The following is a 15695-nucleotide window of genomic DNA, read 5'->3' as shown; positions in this document are numbered from 1 at the left end:
GTTGGTTACTTCTCTGAAATATCAAGATAGTAGCCATCATCAGCGTAAAAGAACAGTTCTCCGTCAGTTAATTGGTAATCACCATTTACATGATTAACATCTTGCCAAAAAGTCGATGTTTTGATGAGTTGTTCTTTTAAGTCAAGTAGTTCAGGAGTCGAGAGAATACCTGCGACTTCTTCGCTACTTAATAAAGGAATAAATAGTTGCCCGTGGGTCTGCTTATTATCTAGTTCGCTATCAAGCCACTGTTGACCTAGGTATTTGGTAATAATGCGGGGAAGCTTTTTAACGTCAGGATGAAGTTTAGCGTCTTGATAATTAGTGATTTGCACAACATTTACTTTGCCAGCAAACCTAACATTACAAAGTAAATCGTTAGACGTTGCATATTTAAGTGCTAGCTCTTTAAAGGGGGAGGCACAAACCGTTAAACGACGAGTGGGCATATTATCGGGGCGTAACCATTCCCAAATATTGTCAACCAGGTAAGGAACATTACTTGGCGCGCGTTTGGTTGCTTTATGTCGTTTAAGCTCTGCTGAGTATGATGTTTTTGAAAGGCTACGGTAAATTATATTTGTCATTGCTCTGGCTACATTAAATATTTAGTTATTAATAATGCGTTACTTTATAGATGGTTGGCAAGATATTTAGTGTCTTAGGTTTAATTAATGAGGTTGGAATTATGAGAGATATTTTAGATTTGAATTCACTTAAGCTTATTGAGATTAATATTGATGGCAAACTTGTGGTGTCAGAGTTTATTGAAGCGGAGCAACAATCGAAAATTTACCTTGCAATAGAAAGGTTAAAAGCTGAATTAAAGGTGCTAACTCAAAGCCTGTAGCTATAGCTGAGAAGGGGTAACTTAAAATGCAAGAAGATACAGGCTTTACTGTTTATATTGGTGCCGCCAAGAGTTGCAATAAGCAGGTTACTGAAGATGTTCTAAAAAGTTGCGACCAATTAACAACTTTGAATGTTAATGGCGGAAAGCTCATTTTAGTGGAAGAAGATGAATTGAATTTTCATAGTGCTGTTTATGTAATAAAAGTAGAGGCAGATGATATTGTTATTACCCGAGATGATGATGCTTTTAAGGTCAGCTTGCTCAATAAAGAGCAACTTAGTGAGTTGTTATATGCACTAACTTCATCATGGTTTTTAGCAAACCTTGTTGGCCATGATTATGCCGATTACGTTTCTTGTTTGAAAATGAGTAGTAGCTTGAATTTAGATATTATTGATATAAATAATGCTGATGATTTGAGTGCATTTTTGTCTGCAAAAGTACCAAGTAAACCTCTTACAGCGATAACTTGCAATATTGAAGCAGTCGATAGCAATTTAACATTAGAGTGGCTTGAAAAAATAGGACGTGCTCTAAAACCGTTTGTTGGTGATGAAACCTTCTTTGTTGGGAGCATGTCATCAAAATCAATTCAGCAGTCAAAAAGTAAAATTTATTTAACACGTTTTTATAAGTGAACTTGATATGAATGAATTCAAGCAATGGTTTGAACAAAAACTTCATTCACTTGGTGTCGCTAAACTCAATTTAGTAGAGCAAGTGGGATATATAAATACTTCAAAGGGGCTAAGAAGGTTAAATGAGTTTTTGGAGCAACCCCACAAAACTCATAATGAGTTTATTAAAGCTATATGTTTAAAGTTAAATTTAGATATGGCTGAATTATATGAAAAAATAGCTGAAAGAAAAAAGCATATTGCTCCATACCCTGAGCCGTTTATTCAGTTAACTTATCCACCACTAGATACTATTAGACCTTTATTTCATCGAGGCTGGCTAAAGGCGTTGCTTCGAGAAGAAGTACCTGAAATTATTCATAGACTTCCTATAGATGAAAAAAATAAACAGCTAGAGAATTTGTATAATAAAAAATTGACATCATTAGATGGTGATTTATCTTGCAAAATTACAGGTTTTACCTATTTTGGTAGAAAAGAATAAACATCTACACAGTAGGTTTCGAGGTGTGGATACACGTTTGATGACACCACCGACACCTTCTAGATTATAAAAAAATAAGGAAGATCACATATATCTCGATTTGAAGAAGATAAAGTGTATCTAGTAAATAGCTCAGATGAAGTCCTAGATTCAATTGTTATTTCTAGTGGAGGGTTTTCACTAATGATGATGAATTAACTACTGTGTCGGATAAAGGGGATGAATATAAGAATATACAACCTAACACTGGCATCAACGTAGATCGATTTGATTCATATTATGACTTAGATTTTATACTGCAAATAAACTTAAGGTTTAAATCATCACGTTTTGGTTGTATTGACATTAGATCAGTCTTGGGTAAAAGAAAGATTAAAGAAACTGTTCTAATTTGGGATACAGGTGAAAATGAAAAAAATGTTGTAGTAAGTAATGTGGCTCAATCACAATACGTTGATTAATAAAAAAAACCAAAAACGACTGTAGATAATCAAGTGTCTTCTACGACTACAGAGCAACCCTAATTAGCTGTGGGAAAATCATCTTATTCTGTAGTTGTATTTGTTCGAGGGTCGTTCTAGGGTTAATAATACCATCTAGGACTAATTTAAGTTTTATAAAATTTATATCCTCTTATCTCTAAGCTAGACATTAAAATATTACTAAGCTGTAGTCTTGTGAAATTAAGTTGACTAACTTCTAGTTTAGTTAACTCCTTGTTCAGCCGCTTATTAAATGTCTTTTGTTTTTTATAATCTTCAAAACTCCCATCAATGTATTCAATTTTATTTAGTAAAATAGGGCGTTTACTCTCATTAACGTAATCAAAAAAGTCGACATCTTGCTCAGCCATTTTTATTTTTACACGCTCTTTGAGCTGGGGTAACGGTGAATCATCAAAACCTTCATATCCTAATAAAGTTACTTTGCCCGATGTTATATGTATTTTAACAAGTTGAATCTCATCAAGCTCACCATAAAGTTGCAATGCAGAATAAACATATACTCTGAGTAGAGGTGATAGCTCATCAATAAAGTTTTTATGTAATGTAAGAGAGTGCGGCTGCCCGTTTTCTAAAGCGAGTTTAGAAGCAGGTAATTCCTCTTTTGCTTTAATACATTCGCTAGTAATCTTTTCTATATTGGCAATATCATACAAAAGATCTTTCGCTTGGTATAAAGCAACCTTGTGTGTATCAAAAAATGCTTTAATATCTCTTTTCAAGTCGTCTGCTAGGTGAGTATAGGCTTTTCTTCCTTCGAACATCCCTAATGCGAAATAGATAAGTAAGTCTTCTTTTCTCATATTTGCAGCAAGGTCTAATTCTTCTTGCCCAAACCAATCAGTTACTAATTTAAGCGCCTTTTTATTGGACCCAATGATATCTTTAATTTCTTCGCTTTTGTTGAACTCCTCATTAGCTGGAACACGCCCATAAGCTAAACAACTAAGCCAAAAAGATTCTAGGAGTTCTTGGTGCTTTGTAAAGAGTATTCTGGCCTGATCTTCACTAACGGGCTTAGGTTCGGTTAGTTGTTTCCATTGGTAACTTCGTTTATGTCTATTTTGAAGAAAGTGCTGCTCTAGAACCTTATCTTTAAATACATAAAATATGCCTGGAGATATGGCTATAGGCTCATCATCAAGCGTTCTTTCAATATAGGACTTTAATTCAGCTTGCGAGAAGTACTTTTGGAAGGTATTTCTCGAGGTAATAACACCGTCTTTGTATGGTTTGAATTGAGCTAAGTAGCTTTCATTAGCTAGCATTGCAGAAATGACTAATAATTTACCTGTTGCTTCCCATGCACCTAATACAGCACTAATTCTTTCATCTTGATCTTCAATAACATTAATCACAAAGCCAATATTTACAATTTCAGAATTAACTATTTCTGAATCTGGTCGAAAATTTGGATCCCAACCAAGCACATCTAGGCCGTGAGCTTCCAGTTCTCGAAGATCATCGCCTCTACCACAGCCATAATCAAATATTGAATATTGACCTGACAAAAAGCCATTTTTTGCCAAGGTTTTCATAGGGGCTGATAATTCATGCCGAACTATAGCCGTTTTATGCCTATCAATTTCTTTATCATTATCTGCCACTTTACTAACGGCAGAACTTCTAAAGAGGCGACCATCTACTAACTCATAACCATGCTTTTCAATTAATCGTTCCCATGAGTTTTTAAAACCAATCATCCGACTATTTTCATAAAGGCCAATAGCCTCTCCCTCTTGGGTGATCATACAAAAGTGCTCATATGACATATGGCTTTTTGGGATCATTGTTTCTTTTCGATGAAGGATCGGAGGGTTTTCTTGTTTTGAGTAGTTTGTAATTCGATGGGATAGCTTTGTTAAATCGATATTCACACTTTGCTCAAGAGCTGGATATGAGTCTTCAATAAACATTGGGTAATTGAGGAGAGATAAACGAAAATCTTTCCTAAAGACTTTGATTAGATTCCAGTTGTCGTCATCAACTTTTAAAGCTTTTGCCACAATTTTGATAAATTTCGACAGTACTTCAGGTACATCGGTAAAAGCATCTTTATGAAAGTAAATGGAATCTGGAAGCTTTTTACCTACAGTAAGTGAGTTAACTAGTTCTTTAAACTGCTCAGCATTCATTTTATTTGCTCTTCTGCTAATGCTTTAGCTTTATTACCAAAAGCCTTTTTTCCGGGAATACGTCGACCTTTATCACTCACATTCATTATTTGTAAGTGCTTTTCAGCGTTTTCTCCAACGCTTACATGTATTGGTTTACTCTCACCATAATAGTAAATTTTATCAAAATCTAAATTATTCACTATAAATTGCATGACAATATCCATTTTTTTTTCATAACCACTAACAGTGAAATCACAAGCTAAGCCATGCCTTTTGCATATTTTATTCTCAGCATTGTTTAATTCAGAAGCCGCATGTTGATCAATTGAGGGATATGTACCTGATGAACTATTCTTCTGAATATACTTATTGAGTTCAGATGAAACAAAGCCATATGTGATATTAATATCGCCAAACTTTTTCTTGATGGGTAGTAAAACAGTTTCTATCATCAATAAAGCTGAATTGATGGATTCACTTTCTTTAGGGGAGTTGTCTAGGTTTATGGCGTGCATTTCCTGATACCAATTAATTAATTGATTAGCTAAAGGGTGTTTTAGTAATAATTTTTTATCATGAAGTTTATATAAAAAGGCACGTCCTTCTTTTATAAACTTCAACCCACCAGAGACTCGCATATGCATCAGCTCACAATCTGAAACACCTAGAAGTTGTTTAAATTCTTTAGAGGAAAATAATAGTTCTTGTTGCATAGAAAACGGATTTCATTAATGGAATTATAACTATATTACATCGAGAATAAATTGTATTGGTAATTGTAGTAAATATTGACTAGAACTCTCAGCTAGCATTAATCATCAATAGAGCATGTTAATCACCTAATGTTGGCTTTTAGCGAAGTAAATTATACGGTGTGATTTTTACGTATAAAATTAAAACAAACATCAACAGTCTCTCATATGAACAGTTTCGGTGTTTCATCTCATTCACAAGCTTGTTAAATCTATTCAGTCATTTATTCATTATATATTCAATCACGTTAGTAACTTATTTAATGTGTTTGGAGAAAATTATGACTGTATTTAAAACGGGTGATCACCTTGTAACGAATATCGATATTTTAGGTGTTACTGAGCATCACGGTTTGTATATGGGCCAAGGTGATGTAATTCATTTAACGGGCCAATACTCAGAAATTTTAAAAACAAGTGTTCATTCTTTTTCAGGTGGGAAGGAAGTGCGGATAAAACGTTCCGCAAGTAATCCTATATGTGCAATTGAAACTGCAAAGGAAGAGCTAGGAACCACTGGATATCATGTACTCTTTAAAAATTGTGAGCAGTTTGTTAATTATTGTCTTGATAAAATCCATACTTCAAATCAAGTGAGTAATGCAGCTCATCTCATTACTCATGTTGCGGCTAGAAACGGAGTGTTCGGTTCAACGGCAGCTGAATTTGCTAAAAGTACCGTTGGGACTATCGCAATAGTATCTACAGGAGCTAAAGCTGTTGGCGAGTACGTAGGATTACCTGACAGCATAAATACAGTCATTGGTACGCCAGGAGACCTGTTAGCAAAACCTTTAGAGGCTGGTGTAATAGGGGTAAGTAAAACTGTCGGAGATACTTATGAAAAACTATCTGAAGGTGAAATAGTCGATGCAGTTACCACCCTTGTTGAAGGTACAGTTGATACCGCTATTGATATTGTAGAAGCACCATTTAAAGTTGTTGGTAGTGCTTTTAATGCAATAGCTTCCTGGTTTGATTAAATATACTGGACTTCCCATACATCATCATTAATTGAAGGTGAATTTTGTAACATAAATAATACAATAAAATCATTTACATATAGTCTTATATTTGGAAGTATGATGAAGAGAGTAAAAGTCAGAATTAAAGCACGTCAACGAGTTCAATCATACGCAAATACGAGGAAAATAATATTTTTTGTTCGTAACAAGAAGCTACAAAATGAAAATTAGGGTCACATAATAATATGTTTCTACTATTTAAATAAATTGCATTTTAAAGTGCTAAATGATCAAAATTAAAACAACAGTAAAAGGAATTCTAATGGTTTACAGCTATTTATTTGAAGCAAAATCTATTCAGCACTATCTATTTAAAACAGGGAAAGTAAAGGACATCATTGCCACTAGTGAGCGATTAGACTTACTTATAGACGACAACAAAGAAAGTTTGTTATCTAAGGTACTACACAGCGCTCAGTTAACCTCTGACTTAGTGAGTCATAAGAGTGAAATAAGCGATAACACTATTCGCTTTATACGCTGTAAAGGGGGGGCATTTTATTGTTACAGCAAAGATAAGTTACCTTTAGTTAAGTTAAGAAACCTATGGACATTAGCATTGCAGCAAATGTTTCCAACACTCGAGTTTACAGATGCTTTAGTTTCAGCTGATACATTACAAAAAGCTATTCAAAAAGGCCATAAACAACTTGCGGCAGACAGGAATACACCAACCGTTAAGTTTCCTATTGCTACTAGTATAGCTGAACGCTCTACTCGAACGGGGGAAGCGGCTACGCCAATATCTTCTCAGGCTAAGCATGAAAGCCCTGAAGATAAACAATGTTTAGATTTAGACACCAATTTACATCGGCAGGCTTATCGTAACTTAGGGATGAAAGAAGGTTCTGCACTACAAGACAAATTTACACCACCATCGCTTAAAAGTAATAAAGGTGAACCTCGTAACGTTTATTACCCTGTTGATCTAGAAAATAATTTTCAATTTTTAGCTAAAAATGCTATTAAAAAATCAGATAAAGAAGCCATTAAAGACATGGCGCTTATTCATATAGATGGTAATGGCTTAGGGCTTTTATTACGAGCGCTGCAAAGTACATTAAAAAAGGCAACTGACGACCAATTTTGTAATGCATTTCGTCAGTTTTCCGAAGCACTTTCTACCGCAACGCAACAGGCCGCGCAACAAGCAACACTAGCAATCTATAATGTTGCCAATTACCAATTACCAAATAGCAGTAAAGTTTACTTACCTATGCGTCCCCTTGTACTAGGGGGCGATGATGTAACCCTACTGTGTCGTGCTGATTTAGCTTTAAAATATAGCACTATCTTTTGTAAAGCCTTTAAAGAGTCTTCTCAAAAAGCATTAGTGGGACTGTATAAAGAGCACTTAGTTAATGCAGAAAAAATTAAGCCCTACTTAACGGCAAGTGGAGGTATTTTATACCATAAAGCAAATCACCCTTTTATCCATAGCCATCACTTAGTGGAAGGCTTATGTGCTAAAGCTAAGAAGTTAACCAAAACAATTGACGAAAACATTGGTCCTGCAGCGTTAGCCTTCTTTAGGTTGTCTAACTCGGTGTCTAGTGACATCGAAACACTCTGTACTCAAAGTCAGCGCTTTAATGTAAAAGATAAAGACAACGAACAAGTACTAAGTCTAGGCGTTAACGCCTATGTAGTGGATGAAAATGATAATCATCAAAGTATAGACAACTTATTACGATGCATAAATTTATCTAATGAACCAAAATCTCCTATTTCAATGACTAAATGGAGACAAATGGCAACAGCACTTGCCTTGGGTAACAAAGTTGAAGCAGATAGAATTTATGACCGTGCGGTAAATCTTGGCGATGTTAAGTTAAGTCAACAGCAAGAGGAGCAGTTAAGGAGGTTATCAGGACGTTCAAGTGGTAATAACAATTTTGAAAAATGGTATTGGCCGATAAATAATCAAGATCCTACCCAATTACAATCGGTTATTAGCGATATGTTAATAGTTGATCACTTTGCAGAAGTTAACACAGTAGAGCTTAGCAATACCAATATTGAGGAAATAGCATAATGATTTTTAATATGGAATTTAATATTCAAAGCTACTGGCATGTCGGGTCCGGATTAGAAGGTGGGGCTTATGCCGATGCTCTAGTGCTTAAAAATACTCAGCAATTACCTTATTTACCCGGTAAAAGCATTAAAGGCTTGTTGCGAGATGCGTTTACACGTGCAGAAAAAAACAACTGGTTTACTGATGTTATAAGTACAGATGTCGAGAATAAAAATACTTTAGTCGACTTGTTATTTGGCCATGAAAATAAAGATGGCAGCTCTAATCAAGGGTTATTGCAAATAAGTAGTGGTGTTTTATCGTCGCAAGAAATTAATTTTTTAACGCAACACCCTCAAGCTAAATCTCAACTCTATAAAATAACTTACTCCACAGCTATAAATGGCGAAACAGGTGTAGCTAAAAACACGAGCTTACGCAGTTTAGAAGTTTGTGTACCAATGTTATTAACAGCACAAATAGCACTAAATACAAGCCATGTAGCATATTTAGAAAATAAGAGTTTAGTTAATGAAAAGCTAAATGTGTGGTTAGAACAGGTTGTCAGCTTTATTACTGAAATAGGCGCTAAGCGTCATCGAGGTTTAGGTAAAGTAATTGTTAACGTGAAGCAGGAGCTATAAAGATGCGTATATATTATACCTTAACCACAATTGATCCCATTATTGTCAGTCAAAATAATGGAACAACGAATAACCATGAGTGTTTAGATTATATCCCTGGCAGTTCCATTTTAGGGGCTTTTGCGGCTAAGTTTTACCCTCAATTCTCAGTAGATCAAAGTTGGCGAGTATTTCATAGTGGGCAAGTAAAGTTTAGCCCTTGTTATCCGGTAGTTAATAATGAAATTGCTTTACCTACACCCGCTAGTTGGAATTATTCTAAAGTAGAAAGTGAAAACCTTACGAACAACAATAAATACAATAACGCTATTTTAAGTAATCACAGTGCAGCTAATTTCATTCGAGATGAAAGTATTCAATACAAACAATGTCGAAATGGTTTCGTAAACAGTAATGGCTATATTGCGAACATAGAAATGGGCAATAGTACTAAAACTGCTTTAAGTAGTTCCACGGGAAGCGCAGAAGATGCAAAATTGTTTACCTACAGCTTTATTGAAGCAGGTCAGACGTTTTCGGGGTGGGTTGAACTTGATGATAGTGATAACGAAGTAAGCCTTGCTATTAAGACCTTACTTGATGGCAATATTCGTATTGGTCGCTCACGCAATACAGAATTTGGCCGTGTAGAGCTAAACCTTGTAGAAACCCAATCATTAACAAAAATTACAAACAACCCAGATGAGCTTATTTTATGGTGCCTAAGTGATACTGAATTTATTAACGACGCCGGTTTACCTACATTAACGCCTTCGGGGGCTAATATTCATTCGGCATTAAAAAACGCCACATTAATTGCTGAAAAAAGCTTTATTCGAAGTATCAAAGTAAGTCGCTTTAATCAAAAACGACAAGGATTAGATACCGAGCAAGTGTTGGTTGCTAAGGGGAGTGTTTTAACATTTAAATTAACTCAGCAACTAGAGCAAAGCGTATTGAATGACATCAGCACTAGCGGCGTAGGTATTAATCAACAATATGGTTTAGGCTGGGTTAGTGTAAACCCTTCATGGTCGCTAAAAGACACATTAAGTAGTAGCGGTTTATTTACACCTTTGCCTTTAGAAAGGATACAAACTCCTGCACAAGAGTATGCAAGTAGCGATAGTACATTAGTGCAATGGTTATCATCACAAGTAAATAAACAACAAGATTCAGATGACCTACAGAAAAGTGTTAATAAACTTATCAGCACAATTATAAGCTTATACCAAAGTGCTCGAAAATATCACCACATATTACATAGCAATGAAGCCGGTCCGTCATCCACACAATGGCGTAGAATAAGTGAAGAAGTCCGTGTTGATAACCCTCAATGGTACCAAGGCGTTTTTAATAGTGAACAAGCAATTTGTAAGGCTAAAAATGATGAGTTAGGTTGGGGCATAACGCTTGCAACTACCTCAGGGCAAACTACTTTTTCCGATGAAATAAAAATGTTATTACAAGAGCAAAACATTGCCACTATGCGTTTATTATTAGAGCAGCTATGCCGATATGATCTATCTAACTTTAAGCAATTACAAAAAATAGCGAAAGAATATCACGTTAATGAGCAAAACAGCGAACAAGGGAGTTACGCACATGGGTAAAGTTTATTTAACGCGTTTAATCATTGAAACGCAAAGCCCTATGGCCATAAATACCGGTAACCGAGAAGTAGGTTTTGATAGCCAACTTGCAAGAGATGCCAACAATTTACCTTATGTGCCTGCAACTAGTATTGCTGGAGTATGGAAACACTTAGCAAAAGAGGTTTTAAGTGAAAATAGCATTGATAACTGGTTTGGATATACAGGTAAAGAAAGCCAATCATCAACGTTAACGATAAGCGACGGTGTATTGCACAACAGTAAAAACAAACCAGTTCAAGGCTTATTAACCCCTGAAGCAATCAACCAAGACAGCTTATTAAGTATGTTAGTGCAGGCTAGGCCTCATCACCGAGAACGAGTGAGCATTAACGACAGAGGCGTAGCTAAAAATACGGGTAAATTTGACCAGATTTTGTTACCGGCAGGTATACGTTTCTGCATTGACATAAAGTTTTATGATGACAGGTTGGCAAATGACACAATCTCCAAAGAATGGGATGACCTATTAAATTGTTGGCAAAACCCGTTGTTTGCATTAGGTGCAAATACCCGAAATGGATTAGGGAAATTAACAGTTGTTGCAAGTAATACCGAAGTCATTAACTTAAGCGACGTTATTAGCGCATCTCATAAAATGCAAAGCCATGCATTACGGGAAAACATCCCTGAAAAGAATAATATTAATTTTATTGCAGAGCAAAATGTATTTGCAACATTACCTTTAAAAGCACTTGATAACTGGCGTTCAGGAGCAGGTTCGCAGCTTTTAGGTAAATATAATAAAGGTGAAGCAGATAAAAGCATTGCGATGATCACTTACAGTGAACCCAAAGTAAAATGGCATAGCAAGGCTGGAAAAACTCAAGCCGAAATTTCAGAACCTAAAGCAGTATTGTGTGGCAGCAGTATCAAAGGAATATTAGCACACCGTATTACTTTCCATTGGCGCCGACATGAGGCTTTATTAGGTAAAACTGGTATGTGGGCAGAAGAGATGGAACATGCAAGCCATGAACAATGGGAAACACGTCCCGAAGGGTTAAAATACTTATTAGGCTTTGCTGACCAAAATGATCATGAAAACAGCCTAGCGGGCAGCTTATATGTTGATGATAGTGATATTAGTTTTGTTGATACCACTATTCGCCACCACAACAGCATAGATCGGTTTACCGGAGGCGTAAGAAAAGGCGCCTTATACAGTGAAGAACTTTTATACCAACCTGAATTTACCTTAACGTTAAATATCAAAAAAGGAACGGTATTATCCCACTCCTTAAAACAAGCACTCAGTGATACCTTAGATGATTTAAAAATAGGTTTATTACCTATGGGAGCTGGAAGTGGCAGAGGTACTAGCATAGTTATGGCTAATCCGGAAAAGTCTTGGCTTGTTAATTTAGACCACATAAAAACAGAAAGCATACTGGCAGTAACTGAAGAAACACAAGGAGCAAGCTCATGAGCTTAAGTGAAAGCCTAACTCAATATGAACATCTTAAAGCGGATATCTCTGAACTAGAGCTGCCTAAAGTATATTCAGCAAACTTAACTGTGAAGACAGAAGTTGTGAGCGTAAGGCAGTTAGTAATCGTTATTGAAACATTTTCAGCCACGCAAGGCTGGGTACAATACAGTGATGAACTTGTTATTTCAGCGCAAGCACCAAGTAAACCTAATATTTTAGAAGCGCAATACTGCAATGCAAAAAACGATAGTTTGCACGTTAAGTTACAACAAGGGGATAGTTACCTTTTAACTAGTTTCCTCGTTGAGGAAACTAAAGCGGAGAAGCAATTTTATACCGAGCAACAATTGATTATTCGTAATAACTTAAAAGAACAAGCAACAACTGCAAGCTACCGCTTATGGTGGCAACTTGAAAGCGAAGGTGTTAACGAAGGACGTTGGTTACCACTAGCACAGCAATTTCTAGGCTTCGATGCATTAAATAACAAGGAAGTACAATAATGAGCCAAGTTCATACGCCATATCACTTTGTTCCATTATCCAAGTGGATTTACATGCCCGATTGGGCACACTTAGTTAGCCATGACGTACCCTTTAAAGACGGTTACTCAGGCGTTATTGATTACACCTTAACCAATTCAACCCCATTATGTGTCGGGGGTGATCAAAAACAAGCTAACGGAGAACCTACTTTAGTGCAATGGGCTAAAGATCCAAAAGGTAACCCTGTTATTCCTGGTTCAAGCTTAAAAGGCATGATCCGCAATGTATTAGAAATAGCTACATTTGGTAAGTTTTCTGGGATTGATGATAGCCATTTTGCTTACCGTGATGTATCAAGTAAAAGTCATTATTTATCCAATGTAGTTCAAAAAAATGTTGTTTTACCAGCATGGTTGAAATTCAATTCGAATAGTAAAAACTGGGAGTTAACAACCTGTAAAGCAGCTAAAGTAAAACATAGTAAGTTGAAAGCTGCTTTAGGTAAAACGATTAAAAATATTGACCCCGCGGTTACTAAATATAAAAGCTTACCGCTTTCTCAGTCGATAAATATCACTACGTTTGTAAAAGAAGGCAAACAAGGTCGTGTTACCTGGGTTGAAAATATAGAAGCAGCAGGAGAAGAAGGCCACCTAGTTTTTTGTAATAATCGCATCAAAGGAATGGGGCAAAGCAAACCAGATGACTATGAGTTTAGTTATTGTTTTTATGGCGATGAACAATCAGTATCGGTATCAAATGATGAAATAAATGACAAAGCAAATAAAATGTTTATTAGTCATGGTGAGGAACAAATTGCGTATTTAGTGAATAACCAGTCTGAAAAAGGGATCCCGGTATTTGCCCTGTTTGAAAAAGGGCAAGCTAAATTGCATTCATTAGGCTTAGCAAAAATGCCACGTGTGCTTTATAACCATTCAGCTACAGACTTGGCTACAATACACCAAACACAAGCACGCACCAGTGAACATTACTTTGATATGAGTGAACTCATGTTTGGTACATTACGTGAACAAGGCTTCAGTTTAAAAAGTAGAGTTAGCTTTAGTGATGCAAGTGTTACTAAAAACCAAGGGGTTATGGTATCAACTTCGGTCACACTTAATGGCCCGAAAGCAACATTTAAAGGCGCATACTTAGAGCAAAAAAGTGGAGGTGAGTATACTGATTATGACAATAAAAACGCCAAGATTGCGGGCTGGAAGCGTTATGTCACTCAAAGCAAATTTGAAGAAAACCCTAGTGATAATAAAAATTTAAATGTAAAAAGCCAGTTAGAGCTTTTGAACATTAATAGTCAGTTTTCAGGAAAAATAGTTTTTCATAACTTAAAGAATGAAGAGTTAGGGGCTTTGCTGTGGAGTTTATCGTTAGGTAAAAGCGAAGTGGCACAAAAGCAATATCATGGTTTAGGCCATGGTAAGTCATTAGGTGCTGGTGCAGTACAATTAGTTGTAGATAAACTATCAATAAATGCAAACGATATAGAAAACGAGGTAAGTGATTGCACTGATTTTCATATTCAGCAATTTATTGAGCACATGAACTCTCAACACTCTTCAGACGATAGTGGCTGGAGCGAAAGTGTACAGCTACAAAATTTTCTATCAATGACTAATATGGAAGAAAACAAAGATAGAAATTTAAATTATATGGCACTTGGTGATTACCAGTCTGCAAAAAATTATAAAGCTTCACTACCAGCTATGACCTCAGCAGGAAAGGCTATAAAGCGTATTGAGGGGCAAGTGCCTTCTGGCTCATTAAGTTTCTCGAAAGGGCGTTTAGCGCAGTTATGCACAAGTGAAGATACAGACGATACTTGGTTTAATAGTGAAAAACAAAAACAGATTAAATTAGCTAAAGATCTTGCCTTTGAAGCTGAACAAGCACAAAAAGCTGAACAGGAAGCACAAGTAGCCAAACAAATGGATGCTCTGCCAGAAGAGATGAAAAAAGTAGCTCAACTTCAATTTACCCTAGAAAAAGCGATAACCATAGAAGCAAAACGAGAATTTAATGCTCCTATAGAAGAAATGCTAAATGAACTTATTGAAATAACGGTCTCAAATGATGCTGCACAAAAACTATATGAGCTTGTTACTAACAAAAGAGTATGTGAATACTTAAATATTAGTAACAAGAAAAAACTTAAACCCCGCAAAGAACTAATAACGTCATTAATTGCAAAATATAGCTTAACGGTAAAAAGTTAATGCAAGCATTAACCTTACTCGCACAGCAGTGCGACTTGCTTAAACTACGTATTTATATTCAGTTTAAGCAAGATACCGTATTACCCGCTTTTAAAGGTTCAATGCTGCATGGCTGGTTAGGCCATGCAGTAAAACATATAGATGAACGCGCTTTTTTTGCCTTATACGGTGAACACGACAACCAACAACCTAAACCATATATTATTTGTCCTAATGAAGATCATAAAACGCACTGGCAAGCTCAAGAGATTTATTATTTTGACATTGTACTTATTGGTCAGGTAACCAAACTGGCTCCCACCCTTTTAAAGGCGATCGATTATGGGCAAGCATTAGGTTTTGGTTCACAAAGAACACCCTTCTCATTAATCAGTGTTAGCTCTTTGTTACCGGGTAAAAGCAAAGCCGGTATTCACACAACGTCATTACTCGACTGGATAACAATACGTCCTGATGTTTATGAACAACGAGAGTTCGCGATCAACTTTATTACGCCGGTGCGACTAAAGGTGCATGGGAAAATCCTGCAAAAACAAGCCCCTAACCTTACTTTGCTACTTAAGCAAATATCTCGTCGTTTTAGTCAGCTGTGTCAGTTTTGGGTGTGCGATGAACCTGAACTGATTAAAGCACTTATTCAAGAACTGCCCGTTCTTGGAGGTTACGAACAAAACGAACATATCTACTTTGAAAATTGGGAACGTTATTCATTAAAAGACAAAAGGCAACTGCCGTTTGGTGGGTTAAAGGGGCAGGTAAGTTATTTTGGTGAAATTGCTCAAGTATTACCCTGGTTGCAAATTGGAGAGCAGCTGAACATCGGTGGAAAAACGACATTCGGCTTAGGAAAATATCAATTAATAGAATAAGAAATCAT

The 15695-nt window shown here is 36.1% G+C and carries 14 protein-coding genes; 11 read left to right on the top strand and 3 right to left on the bottom strand.

Features of this window, described 5'->3' with window-relative positions:
• Positions 1-5: 5 nt before the first annotated feature.
• Complete coding sequence (locus CXF71_RS18595) at positions 6-587, bottom strand: hypothetical protein (RefSeq protein WP_101234432.1); 582 nt, start codon at positions 585-587, stop codon at positions 6-8.
• 101 nt (positions 588-688) lie between these two features.
• Between CXF71_RS18595 and CXF71_RS18590 the strand changes: the two genes are divergently transcribed.
• From CXF71_RS18590 to CXF71_RS18580, 3 genes are read left to right on the top strand one after another with little or no spacing between them, the layout of a single operon-like run.
• Positions 689-850 carry a hypothetical protein gene (locus tag CXF71_RS18590; RefSeq protein WP_157826795.1) on the top strand — a complete coding sequence of 54 codons (162 nt, stop codon included), beginning with the start codon at positions 689-691 and terminating at the stop codon, positions 848-850.
• Between the two features lie 26 nt (positions 851-876).
• The gene (locus CXF71_RS18585) at positions 877-1491 is read left to right on the top strand and encodes a hypothetical protein (RefSeq protein WP_101234430.1); all 615 of its coding nucleotides are present in this window, start codon (positions 877-879) and stop codon (positions 1489-1491) included.
• A 7-nt stretch (positions 1492-1498) separates the two neighbouring features.
• Entirely contained in the window at positions 1499-1975 is a 477-nt protein-coding gene (locus CXF71_RS18580; RefSeq protein WP_101234429.1) for a hypothetical protein, read from the top strand.
• Between the two features lie 607 nt (positions 1976-2582).
• On the opposite strand, the gene CXF71_RS18570 is transcribed toward CXF71_RS18580, so the two are convergent.
• Positions 2583-4613, bottom strand: coding sequence for a DNA phosphorothioation-associated putative methyltransferase (locus CXF71_RS18570; protein WP_101234427.1), 2031 nt, complete (start codon positions 4611-4613; stop codon positions 2583-2585).
• The gene (locus CXF71_RS18565) at positions 4610-5308 is read right to left on the bottom strand and encodes a hypothetical protein (protein ID WP_101234426.1); all 699 of its coding nucleotides are present in this window, start codon (positions 5306-5308) and stop codon (positions 4610-4612) included. The genes CXF71_RS18570 and CXF71_RS18565 overlap by 4 nt, the downstream gene beginning before the upstream one ends.
• A 320-nt stretch (positions 5309-5628) precedes the next feature.
• Here CXF71_RS18565 and CXF71_RS18560 point away from each other — a divergent pair, with 320 nt between their 5' ends.
• From CXF71_RS18560 to cas6, 8 genes are all read left to right on the top strand, one after another.
• Complete coding sequence (locus CXF71_RS18560) at positions 5629-6330, top strand: lecithin retinol acyltransferase family protein (protein WP_101234425.1); 702 nt, start codon at positions 5629-5631, stop codon at positions 6328-6330.
• Between the two features lie 304 nt (positions 6331-6634).
• Entirely contained in the window at positions 6635-8407 is a 1773-nt protein-coding gene (locus CXF71_RS18555) for a Cas10/Cmr2 second palm domain-containing protein (RefSeq protein ID WP_101234424.1), read from the top strand.
• Positions 8407-9033 (top strand): RAMP superfamily CRISPR-associated protein, encoded by a 627-nt coding sequence (locus CXF71_RS18550; RefSeq protein ID WP_101234423.1) that lies wholly within the window; start codon positions 8407-8409, stop codon positions 9031-9033. Before CXF71_RS18555 ends, CXF71_RS18550 begins: the two co-directional genes overlap by 1 nt.
• A 2-nt stretch (positions 9034-9035) precedes the next feature.
• Positions 9036-10625: a type III-B CRISPR module-associated Cmr3 family protein gene (locus CXF71_RS18545; protein WP_101234422.1), complete on the top strand. Its 1590-nt coding sequence runs from the start codon at positions 9036-9038 to the stop codon at positions 10623-10625.
• A complete protein-coding gene (locus CXF71_RS18540; RefSeq protein WP_198559915.1) occupies positions 10618-12093 on the top strand; it encodes an RAMP superfamily CRISPR-associated protein in 1476 nt (491 codons plus the stop codon). Before CXF71_RS18545 ends, CXF71_RS18540 begins: the two co-directional genes overlap by 8 nt.
• Positions 12090-12599, top strand: coding sequence for a hypothetical protein (locus CXF71_RS18535; RefSeq protein WP_101234420.1), 510 nt, complete (start codon positions 12090-12092; stop codon positions 12597-12599). The genes CXF71_RS18540 and CXF71_RS18535 overlap by 4 nt, the downstream gene beginning before the upstream one ends.
• Positions 12599-14818 (top strand): TIGR03986 family type III CRISPR-associated RAMP protein, encoded by a 2220-nt coding sequence (locus CXF71_RS18530; RefSeq protein WP_101234419.1) that lies wholly within the window; start codon positions 12599-12601, stop codon positions 14816-14818. Before CXF71_RS18535 ends, CXF71_RS18530 begins: the two co-directional genes overlap by 1 nt.
• A complete protein-coding gene (gene cas6 / locus CXF71_RS18525) occupies positions 14818-15687 on the top strand; it encodes a CRISPR system precrRNA processing endoribonuclease RAMP protein Cas6 (RefSeq protein WP_101234418.1) in 870 nt (289 codons plus the stop codon). Before CXF71_RS18530 ends, cas6 begins: the two co-directional genes overlap by 1 nt.
• The last annotated feature ends 8 nt before the right edge of the window (positions 15688-15695 follow it).

It is taken from the genome of Colwellia sp. 12G3, from assembly GCF_002836775.1.
In the GTDB taxonomy this organism is placed as follows: Bacteria; Pseudomonadota; Gammaproteobacteria; order Enterobacterales; family Alteromonadaceae; genus Colwellia.
The sequence above is the reverse complement of the archived record's forward strand: the minus strand, read 5'-3'. Positions and strand labels throughout refer to the sequence as shown.

What these genes read in the sequence shown, in the direction of transcription:
- CXF71_RS18595 (WP_101234432.1), bottom strand. Translation starts at nt 587, where the DNA reads ATGACAAATATAATTTACCGTAGCCTTTCAAAAACATCATACTCAGCA.
- CXF71_RS18590 (WP_157826795.1), top strand. Translation starts at nt 689, where the DNA reads ATGAGAGATATTTTAGATTTGAATTCACTTAAGCTTATTGAGATTAAT.
- CXF71_RS18585 (WP_101234430.1), top strand. Translation starts at nt 877, where the DNA reads ATGCAAGAAGATACAGGCTTTACTGTTTATATTGGTGCCGCCAAGAGT.
- CXF71_RS18580 (WP_101234429.1), top strand. Translation starts at nt 1,499, where the DNA reads ATGAATGAATTCAAGCAATGGTTTGAACAAAAACTTCATTCACTTGGT.
- CXF71_RS18570 (WP_101234427.1), bottom strand. Translation starts at nt 4,613, where the DNA reads ATGAATGCTGAGCAGTTTAAAGAACTAGTTAACTCACTTACTGTAGGT.
- CXF71_RS18565 (WP_101234426.1), bottom strand. Translation starts at nt 5,308, where the DNA reads ATGCAACAAGAACTATTATTTTCCTCTAAAGAATTTAAACAACTTCTA.
- CXF71_RS18560 (WP_101234425.1), top strand. Translation starts at nt 5,629, where the DNA reads ATGACTGTATTTAAAACGGGTGATCACCTTGTAACGAATATCGATATT.
- CXF71_RS18555 (WP_101234424.1), top strand. Translation starts at nt 6,635, where the DNA reads ATGGTTTACAGCTATTTATTTGAAGCAAAATCTATTCAGCACTATCTA.
- CXF71_RS18550 (WP_101234423.1), top strand. Translation starts at nt 8,407, where the DNA reads ATGATTTTTAATATGGAATTTAATATTCAAAGCTACTGGCATGTCGGG.
- CXF71_RS18545 (WP_101234422.1), top strand. Translation starts at nt 9,036, where the DNA reads ATGCGTATATATTATACCTTAACCACAATTGATCCCATTATTGTCAGT.
- CXF71_RS18540 (WP_198559915.1), top strand. Translation starts at nt 10,618, where the DNA reads ATGGGTAAAGTTTATTTAACGCGTTTAATCATTGAAACGCAAAGCCCT.
- CXF71_RS18535 (WP_101234420.1), top strand. Translation starts at nt 12,090, where the DNA reads ATGAGCTTAAGTGAAAGCCTAACTCAATATGAACATCTTAAAGCGGAT.
- CXF71_RS18530 (WP_101234419.1), top strand. Translation starts at nt 12,599, where the DNA reads ATGAGCCAAGTTCATACGCCATATCACTTTGTTCCATTATCCAAGTGG.
- cas6 (WP_101234418.1), top strand. Translation starts at nt 14,818, where the DNA reads ATGCAAGCATTAACCTTACTCGCACAGCAGTGCGACTTGCTTAAACTA.